Origin of the sequence: Cupriavidus sp. D39 (assembly GCF_026627925.1) — a bacterium.
In the GTDB taxonomy this organism is placed as follows: Bacteria; Pseudomonadota; Gammaproteobacteria; order Burkholderiales; family Burkholderiaceae; genus Cupriavidus; species Cupriavidus ulmosensis.
The window spans coordinates 1,918,753-1,935,496 of the sequence record NZ_JAPNLE010000009.1 but is presented as its reverse complement, the minus strand read 5'-3'; the positions used below and the strand labels follow the sequence as shown (position 1 = coordinate 1,935,496).

General features: G+C 63.6%; 17 protein-coding genes and 2 pseudogenes. 17 read left to right on the top strand and 2 right to left on the bottom strand.

Going from position 1 to position 16,744, the window contains the following annotated elements:
• Positions 1-27: 27 nt before the first annotated feature.
• The 17 genes and pseudogenes from fabF (at position 28) to nagZ (ending at position 14,683) form a co-directional block, all read left to right on the top strand.
• Positions 28-1,260 carry a beta-ketoacyl-ACP synthase II gene (gene fabF / locus OMK73_RS20960; RefSeq protein WP_267603784.1) on the top strand — a complete coding sequence of 411 codons (1,233 nt, stop codon included), beginning with the start codon at positions 28-30 and terminating at the stop codon, positions 1,258-1,260.
• Positions 1,261-1,311: 51 nt separating this feature from the next.
• A complete protein-coding gene (locus OMK73_RS20955; RefSeq protein WP_267603783.1) occupies positions 1,312-1,446 on the top strand; it encodes a hypothetical protein in 135 nt (44 codons plus the stop codon).
• Positions 1,425-1,778 (top strand): hypothetical protein, encoded by a 354-nt coding sequence (locus OMK73_RS20950; protein ID WP_267603782.1) that lies wholly within the window; start codon positions 1,425-1,427, stop codon positions 1,776-1,778. Before OMK73_RS20955 ends, OMK73_RS20950 begins: the two co-directional genes overlap by 22 nt.
• A gap of 129 nt (positions 1,779-1,907) precedes the next feature.
• Positions 1,908-2,507, top strand: coding sequence for an RNA polymerase sigma factor RpoE (rpoE, locus tag OMK73_RS20945; protein ID WP_006158605.1), 600 nt, complete (start codon positions 1,908-1,910; stop codon positions 2,505-2,507).
• A 134-nt stretch (positions 2,508-2,641) separates the two neighbouring features.
• Positions 2,642-3,271 carry a sigma-E factor negative regulatory protein gene (locus tag OMK73_RS20940; RefSeq protein ID WP_267603781.1) on the top strand — a complete coding sequence of 210 codons (630 nt, stop codon included), beginning with the start codon at positions 2,642-2,644 and terminating at the stop codon, positions 3,269-3,271.
• 8 nt (positions 3,272-3,279) lie between these two features.
• On the top strand, positions 3,280-4,353 hold the full coding sequence (locus OMK73_RS20935) for a MucB/RseB C-terminal domain-containing protein (protein WP_267603780.1): 1,074 nt from the start codon (positions 3,280-3,282) through the stop codon (positions 4,351-4,353).
• A gap of 151 nt (positions 4,354-4,504) precedes the next feature.
• Positions 4,505-5,953, top strand: a complete 1,449-nt coding sequence (locus OMK73_RS20930; protein ID WP_420715555.1) for a DegQ family serine endoprotease — start codon at positions 4,505-4,507, stop codon at positions 5,951-5,953.
• A 14-nt stretch (positions 5,954-5,967) separates the two neighbouring features.
• Complete coding sequence (locus tag OMK73_RS20925; RefSeq protein WP_267603778.1) at positions 5,968-6,273, top strand: glutaredoxin family protein; 306 nt, start codon at positions 5,968-5,970, stop codon at positions 6,271-6,273.
• A 240-nt stretch (positions 6,274-6,513) separates the two neighbouring features.
• On the top strand, positions 6,514-8,307 hold the full coding sequence (gene lepA, locus OMK73_RS20920; RefSeq protein WP_267603777.1) for a translation elongation factor 4: 1,794 nt from the start codon (positions 6,514-6,516) through the stop codon (positions 8,305-8,307).
• Positions 8,308-8,395: 88 nt separating this feature from the next.
• Positions 8,396-9,295 (top strand): signal peptidase I, encoded by a 900-nt coding sequence (lepB, locus tag OMK73_RS20915; RefSeq protein ID WP_267606454.1) that lies wholly within the window; start codon positions 8,396-8,398, stop codon positions 9,293-9,295.
• 195 nt (positions 9,296-9,490) lie between these two features.
• Entirely contained in the window at positions 9,491-9,805 is a 315-nt protein-coding gene (locus OMK73_RS20910; protein WP_267606453.1) for a DUF4845 domain-containing protein, read from the top strand.
• A gap of 1 nt (position 9,806) precedes the next feature.
• The gene (gene rnc / locus OMK73_RS20905) at positions 9,807-10,577 is read left to right on the top strand and encodes a ribonuclease III (RefSeq protein WP_020205117.1); all 771 of its coding nucleotides are present in this window, start codon (positions 9,807-9,809) and stop codon (positions 10,575-10,577) included.
• Positions 10,574-11,509 carry a GTPase Era gene (gene era / locus OMK73_RS20900; RefSeq protein WP_267603776.1) on the top strand — a complete coding sequence of 312 codons (936 nt, stop codon included), beginning with the start codon at positions 10,574-10,576 and terminating at the stop codon, positions 11,507-11,509. Before rnc ends, era begins: the two co-directional genes overlap by 4 nt.
• Positions 11,502-12,379, top strand: a pseudogene (gene recO / locus OMK73_RS20895) (DNA repair protein RecO). The gene era and the pseudogene recO overlap by 8 nt, the downstream one beginning before the upstream one ends.
• Positions 12,380-12,409: 30 nt before the next feature.
• Positions 12,410-13,192 carry a pyridoxine 5'-phosphate synthase gene (pdxJ, locus tag OMK73_RS20890; protein WP_267603775.1) on the top strand — a complete coding sequence of 261 codons (783 nt, stop codon included), beginning with the start codon at positions 12,410-12,412 and terminating at the stop codon, positions 13,190-13,192.
• Positions 13,189-13,638: a holo-ACP synthase gene (gene acpS, locus OMK73_RS20885; protein ID WP_267603774.1), complete on the top strand. Its 450-nt coding sequence runs from the start codon at positions 13,189-13,191 to the stop codon at positions 13,636-13,638. Before pdxJ ends, acpS begins: the two co-directional genes overlap by 4 nt.
• A pseudogene (gene nagZ, locus OMK73_RS20880) lies at positions 13,635-14,683 on the top strand (beta-N-acetylhexosaminidase). The gene acpS and the pseudogene nagZ overlap by 4 nt, the downstream one beginning before the upstream one ends.
• Before the next feature lie 122 nt (positions 14,684-14,805).
• Here nagZ and efp read toward each other — a convergent pair.
• Both efp and earP read right to left on the bottom strand, forming a co-directional pair.
• Positions 14,806-15,366 (bottom strand): elongation factor P, encoded by a 561-nt coding sequence (efp, locus tag OMK73_RS20875; protein WP_043347839.1) that lies wholly within the window; start codon positions 15,364-15,366, stop codon positions 14,806-14,808.
• A gap of 126 nt (positions 15,367-15,492) precedes the next feature.
• Positions 15,493-16,695, bottom strand: a complete 1,203-nt coding sequence (earP, locus tag OMK73_RS20870) for an elongation factor P maturation arginine rhamnosyltransferase EarP (protein ID WP_267603773.1) — start codon at positions 16,693-16,695, stop codon at positions 15,493-15,495.
• Between the last annotated feature and the right edge of the window lie 49 nt (positions 16,696-16,744).

Below are 16,744 nucleotides of genomic sequence, written 5' to 3'. Positions count from 1 at the left end.
TGCTTCACGTACCCGTAGGAAATCATAGTGAGCCGTCGTCGCGTCGTCGTCACTGGGCTTGGCCTTGTGTCTCCGGTCGGAAACACGGTTGCCGAAGGCTGGGCCAACCTGGTTGCCGGCAAGTCTGGCATTGCCACCGTCACCAAATTCGATCATTCCGCGCTTGCCGTGCACTTCGCCGGCGAAGTCAAGGGGTTCAATGCCGAGGACTACATCCCGGCCAAGGAAGCCCGCCATATGGATACCTTTATCCACTATGGCATCGCAGCGGGTTCGCAAGCGCTGAAGGATAGCGGCTACGAAGTGACCGAAGCCAATGCGGACCGCATTGGCGTGCTGGTCGGATCGGGCATCGGCGGCCTGCCGATGATCGAGGATACCCACGCGGAGCTGACCAATCGCGGTCCGCGTCGGATCTCCCCGTTCTTCGTGCCGGGCTCGATCATCAACATGATCTCGGGCCACCTGTCCATCATCCATGGACTCAAGGGCCCCAACCTGGCCGCGGTCACGGCTTGCACCACCGGCCTGCACAGCATTGGCCTGGCGGCCCGCCTGATCCAGGCGGGGGATGCCGACGTGATGCTGGCCGGTGGCGCTGAATCCACCGTCTCGCCGCTGGGCATTGGCGGTTTCGCCGCCGCGCGCGCGCTGTCGACCCGTAACGATGACCCCGCTGCCGCCTCCCGCCCCTGGGACAAGGATCGCGATGGCTTCGTGCTGGGCGAGGGCGCCGGTGTGGTCATGCTCGAGGAGTACGAGTCGGCCAAGGCTCGCGGCGCCAAGATCTATGCGGAGCTGATTGGCTTCGGCATGAGCGGCGACGCTTACCACATGACCGCGCCCAATATGGACGGTCCCCGCCGCTGCATGGCCAACGCCCTCAGGGACGCTGGCATCAATGCGGACGAAGTCGGCTACCTGAATGCGCACGGCACCTCGACTCCGCTTGGCGACAAGAATGAGACCGAGGCTATCAAGCTGGCCTTTGGCGATCACGCCTACAAGCTGGCGGTCAATTCGACCAAGTCGATGACCGGCCACTTGCTGGGCGGCGCGGGCGGGCTTGAGTCGGTCTTCACCGTGCTGGCGCTGCACCACCAGGTGTCGCCGCCGACCATCAACATCTTCAACCAGGATCCCGAGTGCGACCTGGATTACGTGGCCAATACGGCACGTGACCTGAAGATCGACGTGGCGGTGAAAAACAACTTCGGCTTCGGCGGCACCAACGGCACGCTTGTCTTCCGTCGCGCCTGAACCCGGCGGCCGCCGGGTGGCTTCCCTTTGCGTTCGGTCAGGGCCCATCCCTTGCGGTGGGCCTTGGCGCTGTTCCTGGCCTGCGAGCTGGCAACGTTCGCGTTGCTGGCCCGGCAAGGCGTGCAGGAGCTGGGGCGCTCGGCGCAAGGCTGGGATTCAACGCAGTGGCTGTTGGTAGGGGGCTAGCCGGGTTGTGCGGCTGGCTGGCCTGGCATTGGCCCACGCTCTGGCGCGGTGCCGCCTGTACGTATGGCGGCCTGGCGCAAGGGCGGGACCGCACCGGCCGGCCGGGCATCCTGGTCGATATGCCGGACGGCCGCCGCGCGATAGCGCGGGTGGAATCCAGCTGGGAACTGGGCGAGCTGGCGCTCGTGCTGGCCCTGGAACCGGTGGCCGGACGGCCGCCGCGTGTGCTGGTGGTCAATCGTGCATTTGCCGGCGCCAGCGCTTTGCGCGCCTTGAGGCGCACCATCCGGGTTGCGCGCCGCGAAGTCCCGGCGACCGACGAGGCCGGTTGATGCGCGACCATTTCAACCATTCTTCACAATATGCGTTGCAACGCACTGACCGTGCGGCCCGCAACGTAGGTAAAATACAACGTTTGTCGTGAAGACGATACCAAGAGATACACTGCAGGTGAAATATTCGTGAGCGAACGCGAAGCCGATCAGCTCCTCGTTGAACGCGTCCAGCAGGGCGATAAGCGGGCCTTTGAATTGTTGGTGGTGAAGTACCACCGCAAGATCATCAGGCTCATTTCGCGTTTGGTGCGGGATTCCGCGGAAGTGGAGGATGTGGCACAAGATGCCTTTATCAAGGCGTATCGTGCCTTGCCGCAGTTTCGCGGTGAGTCGGCGTTCTACACCTGGTTGTACCGGATTGCGGTGAACACGGCGAAGAACTACCTGGCGACCCAGGGACGCCGGCCGGAAGCCTCCAGTGATATCGATGCCGAAGAGGCTGAAACTTTTGCGGACGGTGAGCAACTAAGAGATATCAATACGCCGGAGTCGATGCTCCATACCCGCCAGGTGGCCGAGACGGTCAACCGCGCAATGGAAGCACTGCCCGAGGAATTGCGCACCGCCATCACCCTTCGCGAGATCGAGGGCCTCAGCTACGAGGAGATCGCGGAAGCCATGGGTTGCCCGATCGGCACGGTCCGGTCACGCATCTTCCGGGCGCGCGAGGCGATTGCCGATAAATTGCGCCCGCTGCTGGGAACGGCAGAGGGCAAGCGGTGGTAGTAGGTAGTTATACGTAGTGGTGAGCAGTAAATAAAATGTCGTGCGGCCAGCGTTGCAGCCTATTCCTGCATCGAAAAACGACAAAGCGGTAGACGGGATTGTCGGTTGTTCAATGGTTTTTCTAGGGGTGGGAAATGGGTCAGGCTCATAAGCAGTCGGTTCATGAAGTGGAAGCAGCGGAGCAAATCTCCGTGCTGATGGATGGCGAGCTGGCGCCGCACGAAGTAAACGCAGTGCTGGACCTGGCGAAAAGCGAGGCAGGCATGGCAAGCTGGGCCTCTTATCAATTGATTGGCGATGCCCTGCGTTCGGAAGAACTGACGCATGCCGGCTCGACCGATGATTTTCTTTCCCGGTTTTCCGCTCGTCTGGGCAGCGAACCGCATGTGCTGGTGCCTGCCGTCGCCAAGGCGTCGTCGGCCCATCGCCTGCTGTTCAAGCCGTCGTGGGTGCGGCGCGTCATGCCGAGCACCGCGATTGCCGCCGCAGTGGCCGCCGTCAGCTGGGTGGCCGTGCCGCAGATGCGTGGCGCCGCCGACCTCGGCACGCCGGATGCGGTAGTGGCGCGTGTCGAACAACCTGCAGCGCCAAAGGCTGGCGGCATCGTGACCGTCTCCGCCGACAACGCGCAGATGATCCGCGATCCCCGTCTGGACGAATATCTTCGTGCCCACCGCGTCTCGGTTGCCACCGATGCGGTAGTGCCGACCATGCGCCAAGTGGCTAACAGCGCAAACTTCTCTCAGGACAATTCGCAGGAATAATGCCGGACATGCATAAAGGATGGTCGCCCGCCAACGTAGCGGGCGCACACAGAATTGGGGCCCTTCGCAGGTCCTTTTTTCTGGCCTTGTGTCTGACTGCGGCTGCGGCAACTGCGCAGCCGCCGGACAATACGCTGGCCCGTCGCGACGCAACGGCCTGGCTCAACAAGATCCATCGCGCGGCCCAGCGCGAGAATTATGTCGGCACGCTGATTTATCAGCGCGGCAGCGTGATGCATGCATCGCGCATCCAGCACTACAGCGATCTCGTCAACAACGAGTACGAACGGCTTGAGACGCTCGACGGCAAGCCGCGCGAAGTGCTGCGCCAGAATGACATCGTCCACAGCCTGATTCCCGAGGCCAAGCTGGTGGTGGTGGAGAAGCAGGAGGCCAAGGATCGTTTCCCGGCGCTGCTGGCCACCAACAAGAGCGATGTGCTCGATATCTACGATATGCGCAAGCTCCCGGCCGAGCGCGTGGCTGGCGTCGAGTGCGAGGTCTTCTCGCTCGAGCCGCATGACGCAGCGCGCTACGCTGTGCGGCTCTGGGCGGAGAAGAATTCCGGCTTGCTGATGCGTGCCCAGACCCTGGGCGAGGGCGGCAAGGTGCTGGAACAGGTGGCTTTCTCGCAAGTCGATATTGGCGTGCCGTCGGAAAAGCAGCGCATTCTCACGGCCATCAAGAACTCAGGCTCCTGGACGCACTATGAGGTGACCAACCATCCGGCCAATATTGCTGACGAAGGCTGGAGCATCGCGGTTCCGGTCAAGGGGTTCCTGAAGATCCGCGAGGTTCGCCGCCCACTGGGAGAGCTGCGCGCGCCGCAGGCCAATCCGCGCGGCAATGTCTTCGAAGTGCTCCAGATTGTCTACAGCGATGGCTTGACCGGCCTGTCGGTGTTTATCGAGCCGGTTTCCGAGCAGCGCGTGCGCCGCGAGGGCGTCGCCTCGCTGGGTGCCACGCAGGTCGTGGTACGCCGCGTAGCCGATTTCTGGATCACGGTGGTGGGCGAAGTCCCGCCGGCCACAGTGAGGCAGTTTGCCTCGGCGGTAGAATACAAACCACCGAAGGCCCATTAAGCCGGATCGCGGCGTTGCCGGAGGCGTGAACATCGCCTCTGGGGCGCCGCCGGCCGGCAACCCTGCTGCCTGTGCTTTCTTCCTCTTTTCGCTGATTTCCCAGGAGTCGACGATGTCACCAAGATCTCCAGCCTTGGCTCGGACCGTGCTCATGGCTGCCATTCTCGCCTTTGCGCCCTTTGCCGCCGAGCTGAGCCACGCACAGGCCGCCGCGCCGTCCTATAACCTGCCCGATTTCACCGATCTGGTTGAAAAGGCCGGTCCGGCGGTCGTGAACATCCGTACCACCGAGCGCGTGCGCTCGCGCGGCACTCCCGGGACCGAAGACGACGAAATGGCAGAGTTCTTCCGCCGTTTCTTTGGTGTGCCCATGCCTGGCGCACCCACGCCGCCGGGCGCCCCGCGCCGCGGCCAGCCGCCGCAGGGCGAGGAGCAGAGCCGCGGGGTGGGATCGGGGTTCGTCATCAGTCAGGATGGCTATGTGATGACTAATGCTCACGTGGTCGCGGATGCCGAAACCATCTACGTCACGCTGCCTGACAAGCGCGAGTTCAAGGCCAAGCTGATCGGCTCGGACAAGCGCACCGATGTCGCCTTGCTCAAGGTTGACGCGACTGGCCTGCCCAAGCTGCCGCTTGGCGACTCGGACAAGGTCCGCGCTGGCGAGTGGGTGCTGGCCATCGGTTCTCCCTTTGGCCTCGATAACACCGTGACTGCCGGCATTGTCTCCGCCAAGGGGCGCGATACCGGTGACTACCTTCCGTTCATCCAGACCGATGTGGCGGTCAACCCCGGCAATTCCGGCGGCCCGCTGATCAACCTGCGCGGCGAAGTGATCGGCATCAACTCGCAGATCTACAGCCGTAGCGGCGGGTATATGGGCATCTCCTTCGCCATCCCGATCGATGAAGCCTTGCGGGTCACGGAGCAGCTCAAGGCGACCGGTAAGGTCACGCGCGGACGCATCGCGGTGGCGATCGGGGACGTGACCAAGGAAGTTGCCGATTCGCTCGGACTGGGCCGTGCCCGGGGCGCGCTGGTCGGCAGCGTCGAGCCCGGTGGCCCTGCCGAGAAGGCCGGGATCGAGGCTGGCGACATCATCCTCAAGTTCAACGGCCGCGACATCGAGAAGGCGTCGGACCTGCCGCGCATGGTCGGCGACATCAAGCCGGGCACGCGCGTTCCGCTGCAACTCTGGCGCAAGGGCGCGACGCGCGAGGTGTCCATCACCGTGGCCGAGCTGGATGCGGATGCGAAGGTGAAAACCCGCGGCAACAGCCAGCGCGACGAAAGCAGCCCGCCGGCGGCCAAGCCCAATGCGCTTGGCCTGATCGTCAACGAGATTCCCGACGCTAAGCTCAAAGAGCTCAAGATCAAGTCGGGGGTCGAGGTCGAGCAGGCGGATGGGCCGGCGATGCGCGCCGGCATTCGCCCGGGCGACATCATCCTGCGCCTGGGCGACAGCGATGTGACCAGCCCGAAGCAGTTCAACGAACTGGTCAAGGGACTCGACAAGGCCAAGATCGCCGCGGTGTTCGTGCGCCGTGGGGATGCCACCCAGGTGCTCACCTTGCGGCCGGGCACGATGTCCTCGCGCTGACCGGCGCAGCCATCATGGCCGATCTCACACTGTATGGCAGAAGCTACTGCCATCTGTGCGAGGACATGAAAATCGCGCTGGAGCCGCTCCGGCGCGATTTTTCCTTTGTCCTGCATGAGGTGGACGTGGATACCGATCCGGCGGCCGTAGCCCGTTTCGACGAGCTGGTGCCCGTGCTGATGGCCGGTTCCCCGGCCGGCCCGGACGTGGAGTTGTGCCATTACTTTCTCGATGAAAAGCGGGTGAGGGCGTGGTTGGCCGCACATGTGGGGCCGCGGGCGGCCGAACGGGTGGGCAATGGGACGGTAGATGGCACATAAGTGCGCCCGGCGAAGCCTGGTTTGGCCGCAGGGCTAGCGCCGCGGCCCATTTCGCAATACGGAAGCCCTTGAAAATACGGTAAAATCGCACTTTGGCGTAAAGTCTGCGTCACCAACCTGCGACCGGGATCGGCGCGCGCCCCGCAGGGCGCCAGTTCCAGGTCGTTCATAATTGCTGCGCCGCCCGGCGTGCCCACGCGGGCACTTCGTGGCCTGAAACGGCGCACCCCTGAGCATCAGATGGACCATATCCGCAATTTCTCGATCATCGCCCACATCGACCACGGTAAATCGACCCTGGCCGACCGCATCATCCAACTCTGCGGAGGCCTGTCCGATCGCGAGATGGAGGCGCAGGTGCTTGACTCGATGGACATCGAGAAGGAGCGCGGCATCACCATCAAGGCGCAGACCGCGGCGCTGAGCTACAAGGCGCGCGACGGCAAGATCTACAACCTCAACCTCATCGACACCCCGGGACACGTCGACTTCAGCTATGAAGTGAGCCGCTCGCTGTCCGCCTGCGAAGGCGCGCTGCTGGTGGTCGATGCCTCGCAGGGCGTGGAGGCGCAGACCGTCGCCAACTGCTACACCGCGATCGAGCTGGGCGTGGAAGTGGTGCCGGTATTGAACAAGATCGACCTGCCGTCGGCCGATCCCGAAAACGCGATCCGCGAGATCGAGGAAGTGATCGGCATCGACGCGCATGACGCCACGCCTTGCTCGGCCAAGACCGGCCTTGGCGTGGAGGACGTCATCGAGGCGATGATCGCCCGCGTGCCGCCACCCAAGGGCGATCCCGATGCCCCGCTGCAGGCCCTGATCATCGACTCGTGGTTCGACAACTACGTAGGCGTGGTGATGCTGGTGCGCGTGGTCAACGGCACCCTCAAGCCCAAGGACAAGGTCCTGCTGATGGCCACGGGCTCGCAGCACCTGGTCGAGCAGGTCGGAGTATTCTCGCCCAAGTCGCTGCCGCGCGAGTCGTTGCAGGCAGGGCAGGTGGGCTTCGTGATCGCCGGCATCAAGGAGTTGAAGGCAGCCAAGGTGGGCGACACCATCACCACCATGGCGCGCAAGGCGGCCGAACCGCTGCCTGGCTTCAAGGAAGTCAAGCCGCAGGTGTTCGCCGGCCTGTACCCGGTGGAAGCCAACCAGTATGAAGCCCTGCGCGAATCCCTGGAAAAGCTCAAGCTCAACGACGCGTCCCTGCAGTACGAGCCCGAGGTGTCGCAGGCGCTTGGCTTCGGCTTTCGCTGCGGCTTCCTGGGCCTGCTGCACATGGAGATCGTGCAGGAGCGCCTGGAGCGCGAGTTCGACATGGACCTCATCACCACCGCACCGACGGTGGTGTACGAGGTCGACATGCGCGACAAGACCAAGCTGATCGTGGAGAACCCGGCCAAGATGCCGGACCCGAGCCGTATCGAGAACATCCTCGAGCCGATCGTCACGGTCAACCTGTACATGCCGCAGGCCTACGTCGGCTCGGTGATCACGCTGTGCACGCAGAAGCGCGGCACGCAGATCAACATGAGCTACCACGGCAAGCAGGTGCAGCTTACGTACGAGATCCCGATGGCGGAAATCGTCATGGACTTCTTCGACCGGCTGAAGTCCGTGTCGCGCGGCTATGCCTCGATGGACTATGAGTTCAAGGAATATCGCGCCGCCGATGTGGTCAAGGTCGACATCCTGATCAACGGCGACAAGGTCGATGCCTTGTCCGTGATCGTGCACCGCTCCAACTCGCAATACCGTGGCCGCGAAGTCGTATCCAAGATGCGCGAGATCATCCCGCGCCAGATGTACGACGTAGCCATCCAGGCCACCATCGGCGTCAACGTCATCGCGCGCGAGAACGTCAAGGCGCTGCGCAAGAACGTGCTTGCCAAGTGCTACGGCGGCGATATCTCGCGTAAGAAGAAACTGCTGGAGAAGCAGAAGGCTGGCAAGAAGCGCATGAAGCAGGTGGGCTCGGTCGAGATTCCCCAGGAGGCCTTCCTCGCAATCCTGCAGGTGGGCGACAAGTAAGCCGGCCGGGCCGCGCCGGCGCTGCCGGCAGGCTCTTCGGCAGTGGTTGACGCGGACTCTATCAAAACAACACGAAGATCTAGCCGACATGAATTTTGCACTGATCCTTTTTGTGCTGGTGGTTATTACGGGCATTGCCTGGGTGGCCGACAAACTGGTGTTCGAGAAGCAGCGGCGGCTTTCCGCCCAATCGGCGCTGGCCGAGTTCGATGCGCGCAAATCCGATCTCCAGGGACGCTACGGCGTCGGCGAGATCGACACGTCGCGTAGCCGCCTCGCCGAGGAAAAGCTGCGCCAGCCGTGGTGGCTGGAGTATTCGGCAAGCTTCTTCCCGGTGATCCTGGCCGTGTTCGTGCTGCGCTCCTTCGTGGTCGAGCCGTTCAAGATCCCGTCCGGCTCGATGATCCCGACGCTGCTGATCGGCGACTTCATCCTGGTCAACAAGTACGATTACGGCATCAGGCTGCCGGTGGTGAACAAGAAGATCCTCTCGGTCGGCGACCCGAAGCGCGGCGACGTGATGGTGTTCCGCTACCCGAAGGATCAGTCCCTCGACTACATCAAGCGCGTCATCGGGGTACCGGGCGATGTGGTGAGCTACCAGAACAAGCGCCTGACCATCAACGGCAAGGCCGCGGATTACAGCCCGCTGCCCGACTACCTGGATGAAGAACGGCTTTCGTATTCGAAGCACTTCCACGAGAAGCTGCCCGACGGCCCGGAGCACGGTATCCTCAACGACGCCGACCGGCCGTCGTTTGTCTCCGGCGCGGATCCCGATTTTCCGTTTCACGAAAACTGCACTTACAATCAGCAAGGGCTGACCTGCAAGGTGCCGCAAGGTCACTATTTTGTGATGGGCGACAACCGCGACAACAGCCTGGATTCACGTTATTGGGGCTTCGTTCCCGATCAGAATATTGTCGGCCGGGCATTCCTGATCTGGATGAACCTCGGCAATATCGGACGCGTGGGGGCGTTCAAGTAAGCCTTCCGCGGCGCGAATAAATCACTCCAGTCAAGCGAGGGAAAGCGCAACATGGGTCAAAAGGGTCAAAAGGGTCAAGCTGGTCAAACGGCACTAGCGGAACAAGTGGATCAATCGCGTCGGGAGGTTGGTTCAAAGAGGGGGAAAGCGCGTCTGGCGGGGCGGTACAAGGCGCGCGGATTCTCCCTTGGCAGCTTGCTGATCGTCATCTTGGTCGTCGGGGGCATCGTGATCCCGGCGGTCAGGGCGATCCCAAGCTTGCTGGAGTACTTTTCGGTCAAGCGCGCCGTCAGTTATGCCAAGCAACAGGCATCCAACAAGCGCGAAGTGGCCGATTATTTCGCCAAGCAGGCACAGATTGACCGTATTACCGCTGTGCGCAGCGACGATCTGGATATTCACGAAGACGACAATGGCACGATCCGCTCGGTGGGCTTTTCCTACCGTAACGAGGTGCCGTTATACGGCCCTCTGAGCCTTATGATTACCTATTCGGGAACGCAGTACTGACATGAACCTCGATGCCTTGCAGCAACGCCTCGGCTACCGCTTCAGCAAGCCAGAATTGCTGCAGCAGGCGCTGACGCACCGCAGCCACAGTGCCTTGCACAACGAACGCCTGGAATTCCTGGGCGATTCGGTGCTGAACTGCGCCGTGGCCGATATGCTGTATGGCATGTTCAGCAAGCTCGACGAAGGCGATCTCTCCCGCGTGCGCGCCAATCTGGTCAAGCAGCAGGCGCTGTATGAAATTGCCCAGATGCTGCAGTTGTCCGAGGCGCTGCGCCTGGGCGAGGGCGAACTGAAGAGCGGCGGTTTCCGCCGCCCTTCGATCCTTGCCGATGCGCTGGAAGCCATCGTCGGCGCCGTCTTCCTCGATGCCGGCTTCGAAGGCGCGCGCACGCTGATCCGCAAGCTCTACATCCCCATCCTCGAGCAAGTGGATCCGCGCACGCTGGGCAAGGATGCCAAGACGCTGTTGCAGGAGTACCTGCAAGGCCACAAGATAGCCCTGCCGCAATATAACGTGATCGCCACCCATGGCGCCGCGCATAACCAGCAGTTTGAAGTCGAGTGCACCGTGCCTAAACTGGAAGTGCGGGTGTTCGGTACCGGCGCGTCGCGCCGTGCCGCCGAACAAGCCGCCGCCAAGCTGGCGCTCGACGAGGTGCAAAAGCTCGTGCCCCAGTTGCTCAAGCGCAGCCGGGCCGAGCGCACCGGCAAGACGCGCAAGCAACCGGTGCCACCCGATCCCCAGTTGTCTCTCAGGTTGAAGGAATGACCGAATCTACCGATCCGCAGCAAGACGCCGCGGGTACCCCTACCGCAGCGTTCCGCTGCGGCACCGTGGCCATTGTCGGGCGTCCCAACGTCGGCAAGTCCACGCTGATGAACGCGCTGGTTGGCCAGAAGGTCAGCATCACCTCCCGCAAGGCGCAGACCACGCGCCACCGCATCGTTGGCATCCAGACCACCGAGGACGCCCAGTTCGTCTTCGTCGATACGCCGGGTTTCCAGACCCGCCATGCCAGCGCGCTGAACCGCTCGCTGAACCGCGCCGTCACCTCGACCCTGTCGTCGGTGGACCTGGTGCTGTTCGTGGTTGAGGCCGGCTACTACGGCGCCGATGACGAGAAGGTGCTGTCGCTGCTGCCAAAGAAGGTGCCGGTGCTGCTGGTCACCAACAAGCTGGATCGCCTTGGCGCGGACCGGGCCGAGGTGATGATGCCCTTCCTGGAAAAGATGGGGCACCAGTTCCAGTTCGCGGAAGTGGTGCCGATGTCGGCCAAGACGCACGACCACATCGAGCGCCTTCTCGCCATCATCCGGCCCTACCTGCCGGAAGGCGAGCCGATGTACGACGCCGACTCCATGACCGATCGCAGCGAGCGCTTCATGGCCTCCGAGATCATCCGCGAGAAGGTGTTCCGCTGGACCGGCGACGAGTTGCCATACACCAGCACGGTCATCATCGAAAAGTTCGAGACCGAAGGCCGGCTGCGGCGCATCTTTGCCACCATCCTGGTCGAGCGCGACGGGCACAAGGCCATGATCATCGGCAACAAGGGCGCCAAGCTCAAGACCATCTCCACGGAGGCCCGCATCGACATGGAGAAGCTGTTCGACGGCAAGGTCTACCTGGAGATGTTCATCAAGGTCAAGAGCGGCTGGGCCGACAACGAAGCTGGATTGCGCGCCTACGGCTATGAGTGAGAGAGCGGGCGGGCCTGCCCTGAAGGCCCGCCGCATTGACCCGGTGGTGGAAGAAGCCGCCGAACTGCTGGACAGCCACGCCGTGCCCGGCATGGCGGTGGCGGAGCAACGCGCGATGATGGATCGCGCGTTGCGCATCGTGCCGGCGCGCACGGAGCTGCGCGTCGCCAACCAGCCCGGTTTCGTGCTGCATGCCTGGCCCTACCGCGAAACCAGCCTGATCCTCGATGTGTTCACGCGCGACCACGGCCGCGTGGCCATGGTGGCCAAGGGCGCCAAGCGGCCGCATTCGGCGCTGCGCCCGGTGCTTCAGCATTTCCAGCCGATCTCCCTGTCATGGAGCGGCCGCGGCGAGGTCAAGACGCTGACGCGCGCGGAGTGGGTTGGCGGCATGCTGCCGCTGGCAAGCGATGCCTTGCTCTCGGGCTTCTATCTCAACGAATTGCTGCTGCGCTTTGCGCCCGCGAAGACGCCCACGTTACCCTGTTCCGCCAGTACATGGCCACGCTGACCCAGCTCTCGCAGGGCGAGCCGGCTGGCTTGGTGCTGCGCGGCTTCGAGCGTGTGCTGCTGCAGGAAACAGGCTTTGCGGTGGCCTTCGATGAATGCGCCAATTCCGGCGAGACGGTCGAGCCGGAGCTGGACTATGTCTACCAGCCCGAGCGTGGCGTGCGCCGCGCGCAGGCCAGCGATCCGTCATCCTGGCCGGTGGTTTCCGGGCAGACGCTGCTCGACATGTCGCAGGACGACTATAGCCGGACACAAACTGTCACGCAAAGTCGTGCCCTGATGCGCTTCCTGCTGCATTATTATTTGCAAGGCGCGCCGCTGAAGACGCGCCAGATCCTGATCGATCTGCACTATCTCTGATTTACTTCTGAGCCCTTCGAGCCCACCTGCATGATCTTCCACGCGCATCCCGGCGTCATCGACCTTGGCGTCAATATCGACCACGTGGCCACGTTGCGCAATGCGCGCGGCACGGTCTATCCCGATCCGATTCAGGCAGCGCTGCAGGCCGAGCAGGCCGGCGCCGACCTGATCACGCTGCACCTGCGTGAAGACCGACGCCATATCCGCGACGCCGACGTGCACGCGCTGCGTCCGCTGCTGGCCACGCGCATGAACCTGGAATGCGCGATCACCCAGGAGATGCTCGATATCGCCTGCGGGATCCGCTCGCAGGATGTCTGCCTGGTGCCCGAGCGGCGCGAGGAAGTCACCACCGAAGGCGGCCTGGACGTAGCCGGGCGCTTCGAGCAGGTCAAGGCCGCCTGCCGCCAACTGGCCGACGCGGGCATTCGCGTCTCGCTGTTCATCGATGCGCAGGTCGAGCAGATCGAAGCCGCCGCCGCTTGCGGCGCGCCGGTGGTGGAACTGCACACCGGGCGCTATGCCGATGCGCATTCGGCCGAGGAGCAGGCCACCGAGCTGCGCCGCGTGGCCGAAGGCGTCGATGCCGGCGTGCGGCTTGGCCTGGTGGTCAACGCCGGCCACGGCCTGCATTACACCAATGTGCAGCCGGTTGCCGCGCTGCATGGCATCAAGGAACTGAACATCGGCCACGCCATCGTCGCGCATGCGGTCTTTGTCGGCTGGCAGAACGCCGTGCGCGAGATGAAGGCCATCATGGTGGCTGCGCGTCTCGGCACCACCTATCCGCGTCCGGACGCCGCAGCGTGATCTACGGCATCGGCACCGACATCATCCAGATCGATCGCGTGCAGGGCGTGATGGAGCGCACGCGCGGCCGGTTTGCCGAGAAGGTGCTTGGCCCGCAGGAACTCCAGAAGTACCACGCCCGCAAGGCGCGCTCGGAAAAACGCGGGCTCGCCTTCCTGGCCACGCGCTTCGCCGCCAAGGAGGCCTTCTCCAAGGCGATCGGCCTGGGCATGCGCTGGCCGATGACCTGGCGCGCGATGGAACTGCTGAACCTGCCCTCCGGCGAGCCGTATCCGCATTGCCACGGCGAGCTCGATGCCTGGCTGCGGGAACGCGGCCTCGTGGTACGGGTCAGTGTCAGCGACGAACACGATTACGCGGTCGCTTTTGCGATCGCCGAGCCGGGTGGCGCTGGCGTCAGCGCCGGCTTGCCGCTCGCCTCCCAGCCTAGTGAAGACTCCAAATGATCAAGAAGATTTCCGGCAAACGGCCGGGCCCGGTTGTACTCGATGTCAAAGGCAAGCAGCTCGATGCGGACGATGTCCGCCGCATCTCTCATCCGCTGACCGGCGGCGTGATCCTGTTCGCGCGCAACTTCGAGTCGCGCGCGCAGCTGCAGGCGCTGACGCATGACATCCGCGCCGTGCGCGACGATGTGCTCATCTGCATCGATCACGAGGGTGGCCGGGTGCAGCGCGCCAGGACCGATGGCTTCACGCACCTGCCGGCCATGGCCCGGCTCGGCGCGTTGTGGGACCAGGATGTGCTGGCGGCAACCAAGGCGGCCGTGGCCTGCGGCTATGTGCTGGCGGCGGAGTTGCGCGCCTGCGATATCGACCTGAGCTTCACCCCGGTGCTCGACCTGGACTACGGGCTCAGCGCCGTGATCGGCGACCGCGCCTTCCACGCCGACCCGCGCGTGGTGACGATGCTCGCCAACCACCTGACCCACGGCCTGCTGTTGGCCGGCATGGCCAATTGCGGCAAGCATTTCCCGGGGCACGGCTTTGTCGCCGCGGATTCGCACGTGGCCGTGCCGGTCGATGAGCGCGGCCTCGACGAGATCCTCTCGCAGGATGCGCGTCCGTACGAGTGGATGGGGATGGCGCTGTCCTCGGTGATGCCGGCGCACGTGATCTACCCCAAGGTCGACCCGCATCCGGCGGGCTTCTCGCGCTACTGGCTGCAGGACGTGCTGCGCACCCAGCTTGGCTTCGAAGGCATGATCTTCAGCGACGACCTGAGCATGGAAGGCGCCAGCGTGGCCGGCACGGTGACCGAGGCCGCGCGCGCTGCCCTGGGCGCGGGATGCGACATGGTGCTGATCTGCAACCATCCGGAGCGGGCCGACCAGTTGCTGGGTGAGCTCGATGTGCGTATCGGCAAGACCTCGCAACGCCGCATCCGCCGCCTGTTCGGGCGCCGCAAGCCGCTGGACTGGAACAAGCTGATGCAGGAGGGGAGTACGCCGCCGCCATGCGCGTGCTCAAGAGCCACGGCCTGATTGCCTGAGGCTTCATTCGCTGAAGGCATTTGCTGAATGCCGATAGCAGCAGGGAAAAGAAAAGGGCAGCCGAGGCTGCCCTTTTTCCGTTGCGCCACCCGCGTCGCGGATGGCGGCGAACCAACTGCGCTTAGTTTGCGCGGCTGCGGTATTCGCCGGTACGGGTGTCGATTTCGATCTTGTCGCCGATGCTGCAGAACAGCGGCACTTGCAGCTCGAAGCCGGTGTTGATCTTGGCGCCCTTGAGCACCTTGCCCGACGAGGTGTCGCCCTTGACGGCCGGTTCGGTGTAGGTGATCTCGCGGACCAGCGTGGTCGGCATGTCCACCGAGATGGCCTTGTCGTTGTAGAACACCACTTCGACGGTCATGCCGTCTTCGAGGTAGTTCAGCGAGTCGCCCATGCTGTCCTGCTCGACTTCGTACTGGTTGAAGTCGGTGTCCATGAACACGTACATCGGGTCGGCGAAGTACGAGTAGGTGCATTCGCGGCGTTCCAGCATCACGACTTCAAACTTGTCGTCAGCCTTGAAGACGGATTCACCCGGGGCTTCCGTCAGCAGGTTCTTGTACTTCATCTTGACCACGGCGGAGTTGCGGCCCGACTTGTTGTACTCAGCCTTCTGCACGACCATCGGGTCGGTGCCGATCATGAATACGTTGCCGACGCGGAGTTCTTGTGCGGTTTTCATCTGAACTATTTCCTGAAAAAGAATGTCTCGGAATTCGGTATGGCGAAGGCGCTCTGCCGACACACTGCGCGCGAGCTTGCGCGGGGCGTTTCCGTCTTCCGGCCTGGTCACCATCAAAATAACCCACTATTTTACCCGATTTTCGCAAAAGGCCACGAGATTTGCGGCCAGGTCACCAAGGTGCTGCAGGCTGCGCTGCCATTGCTCCGTGGCGGCGCCCAGCACGGGCAGATGGGCGCGCAGGCGCGCCCAGTCAGGTGATTCATCGTCCTTATTCCAGCTGTGCCAGAAGGTGGAAAGTGCATTGGCAACCTCGATTTTGCCGCTTTGTTCCAGCCGCTGCAGGAACAAAGCGAGGAAGGCATCGAGCTTGACCATGTGCGCCTCGTCCGACTGGGGGTAGATATGCCAGATAAAGGGACGGCCGGCCCATTGCGCGCGCACGAACGAATCTTCGCCGCGCACGAAGTTAAGGTCGCACAGCCAGAGTAGTTCATCGTAGTGCTCCTGGCGCACAAAGGGCACTACCTGCACGACCAGGTTGCCGCTCTCGAAGGCGCTGCCAGGTGCGCAGCCGGCGCCCCCGAACCATGCGCTTGCCTGCTGGGCGGCCAGGCCTGCCGGCACCAGGCACTGGACGGGCTCGGGGCCATCGCGCCATTGGGCCAGCAGCGCGGGCAACGCGGCATTGGGATAGGCGAACAAGCTGACTTTCAGGGCGCCGTCGACGGGCTGGAAGCCAAGGCGATGCCAGAGCGCTGCCTTGGCGGCGGGGCTGGTGCGCAGGTATTCGCGCTGCGAGCCCAGCATGGCTTCGCGCAGCAGGCCGCCCGTGCCGGGCTCGAAGCCGGGGAAGAAGAAATGCTTGACCAGCGGCAGGCGCGGGTGGGGCGAGGCCATGCCGTGGTGTTCCCTGACCCAGGGTTCGGCGCTCATGTATTCGAGATTGATCCAGGCTGGCTTGGGCTCGCATGCGGCCATGGCGGCCAGGAATGTGGCCGGCAGGTCGCAGGCGAAGGATTCGATCACCACATCGTGCGGCGTGATACCCGCGAAGCGCGCGGCGCTCTCCTGCGCGCTCTCCTGGTCCGGGTGCCGCCACGGACGAATCGTCACTCCGGCAAGTGCTTGCTCCGGGGCGGCGATGTCGAGACCTGGCGCCAGGCGCGCGAAGCTGGCCAGGTCGTCCACCCACAGGCGCACGGCGTGGCCGTGTTCCTGGGCCAGCTGGCGCGCCAGCCGCCAGCAGACGCCGATATCGCCATAGTTGTCGATCACGGTGCAGAAGATGTCCCAGGAGCGGATGGCGCGATCGGGTTGAGTGGGCATGGTGACGTGATTCCACAAGGATTTGCTCTAAACTTGCGATTTTAGAGCT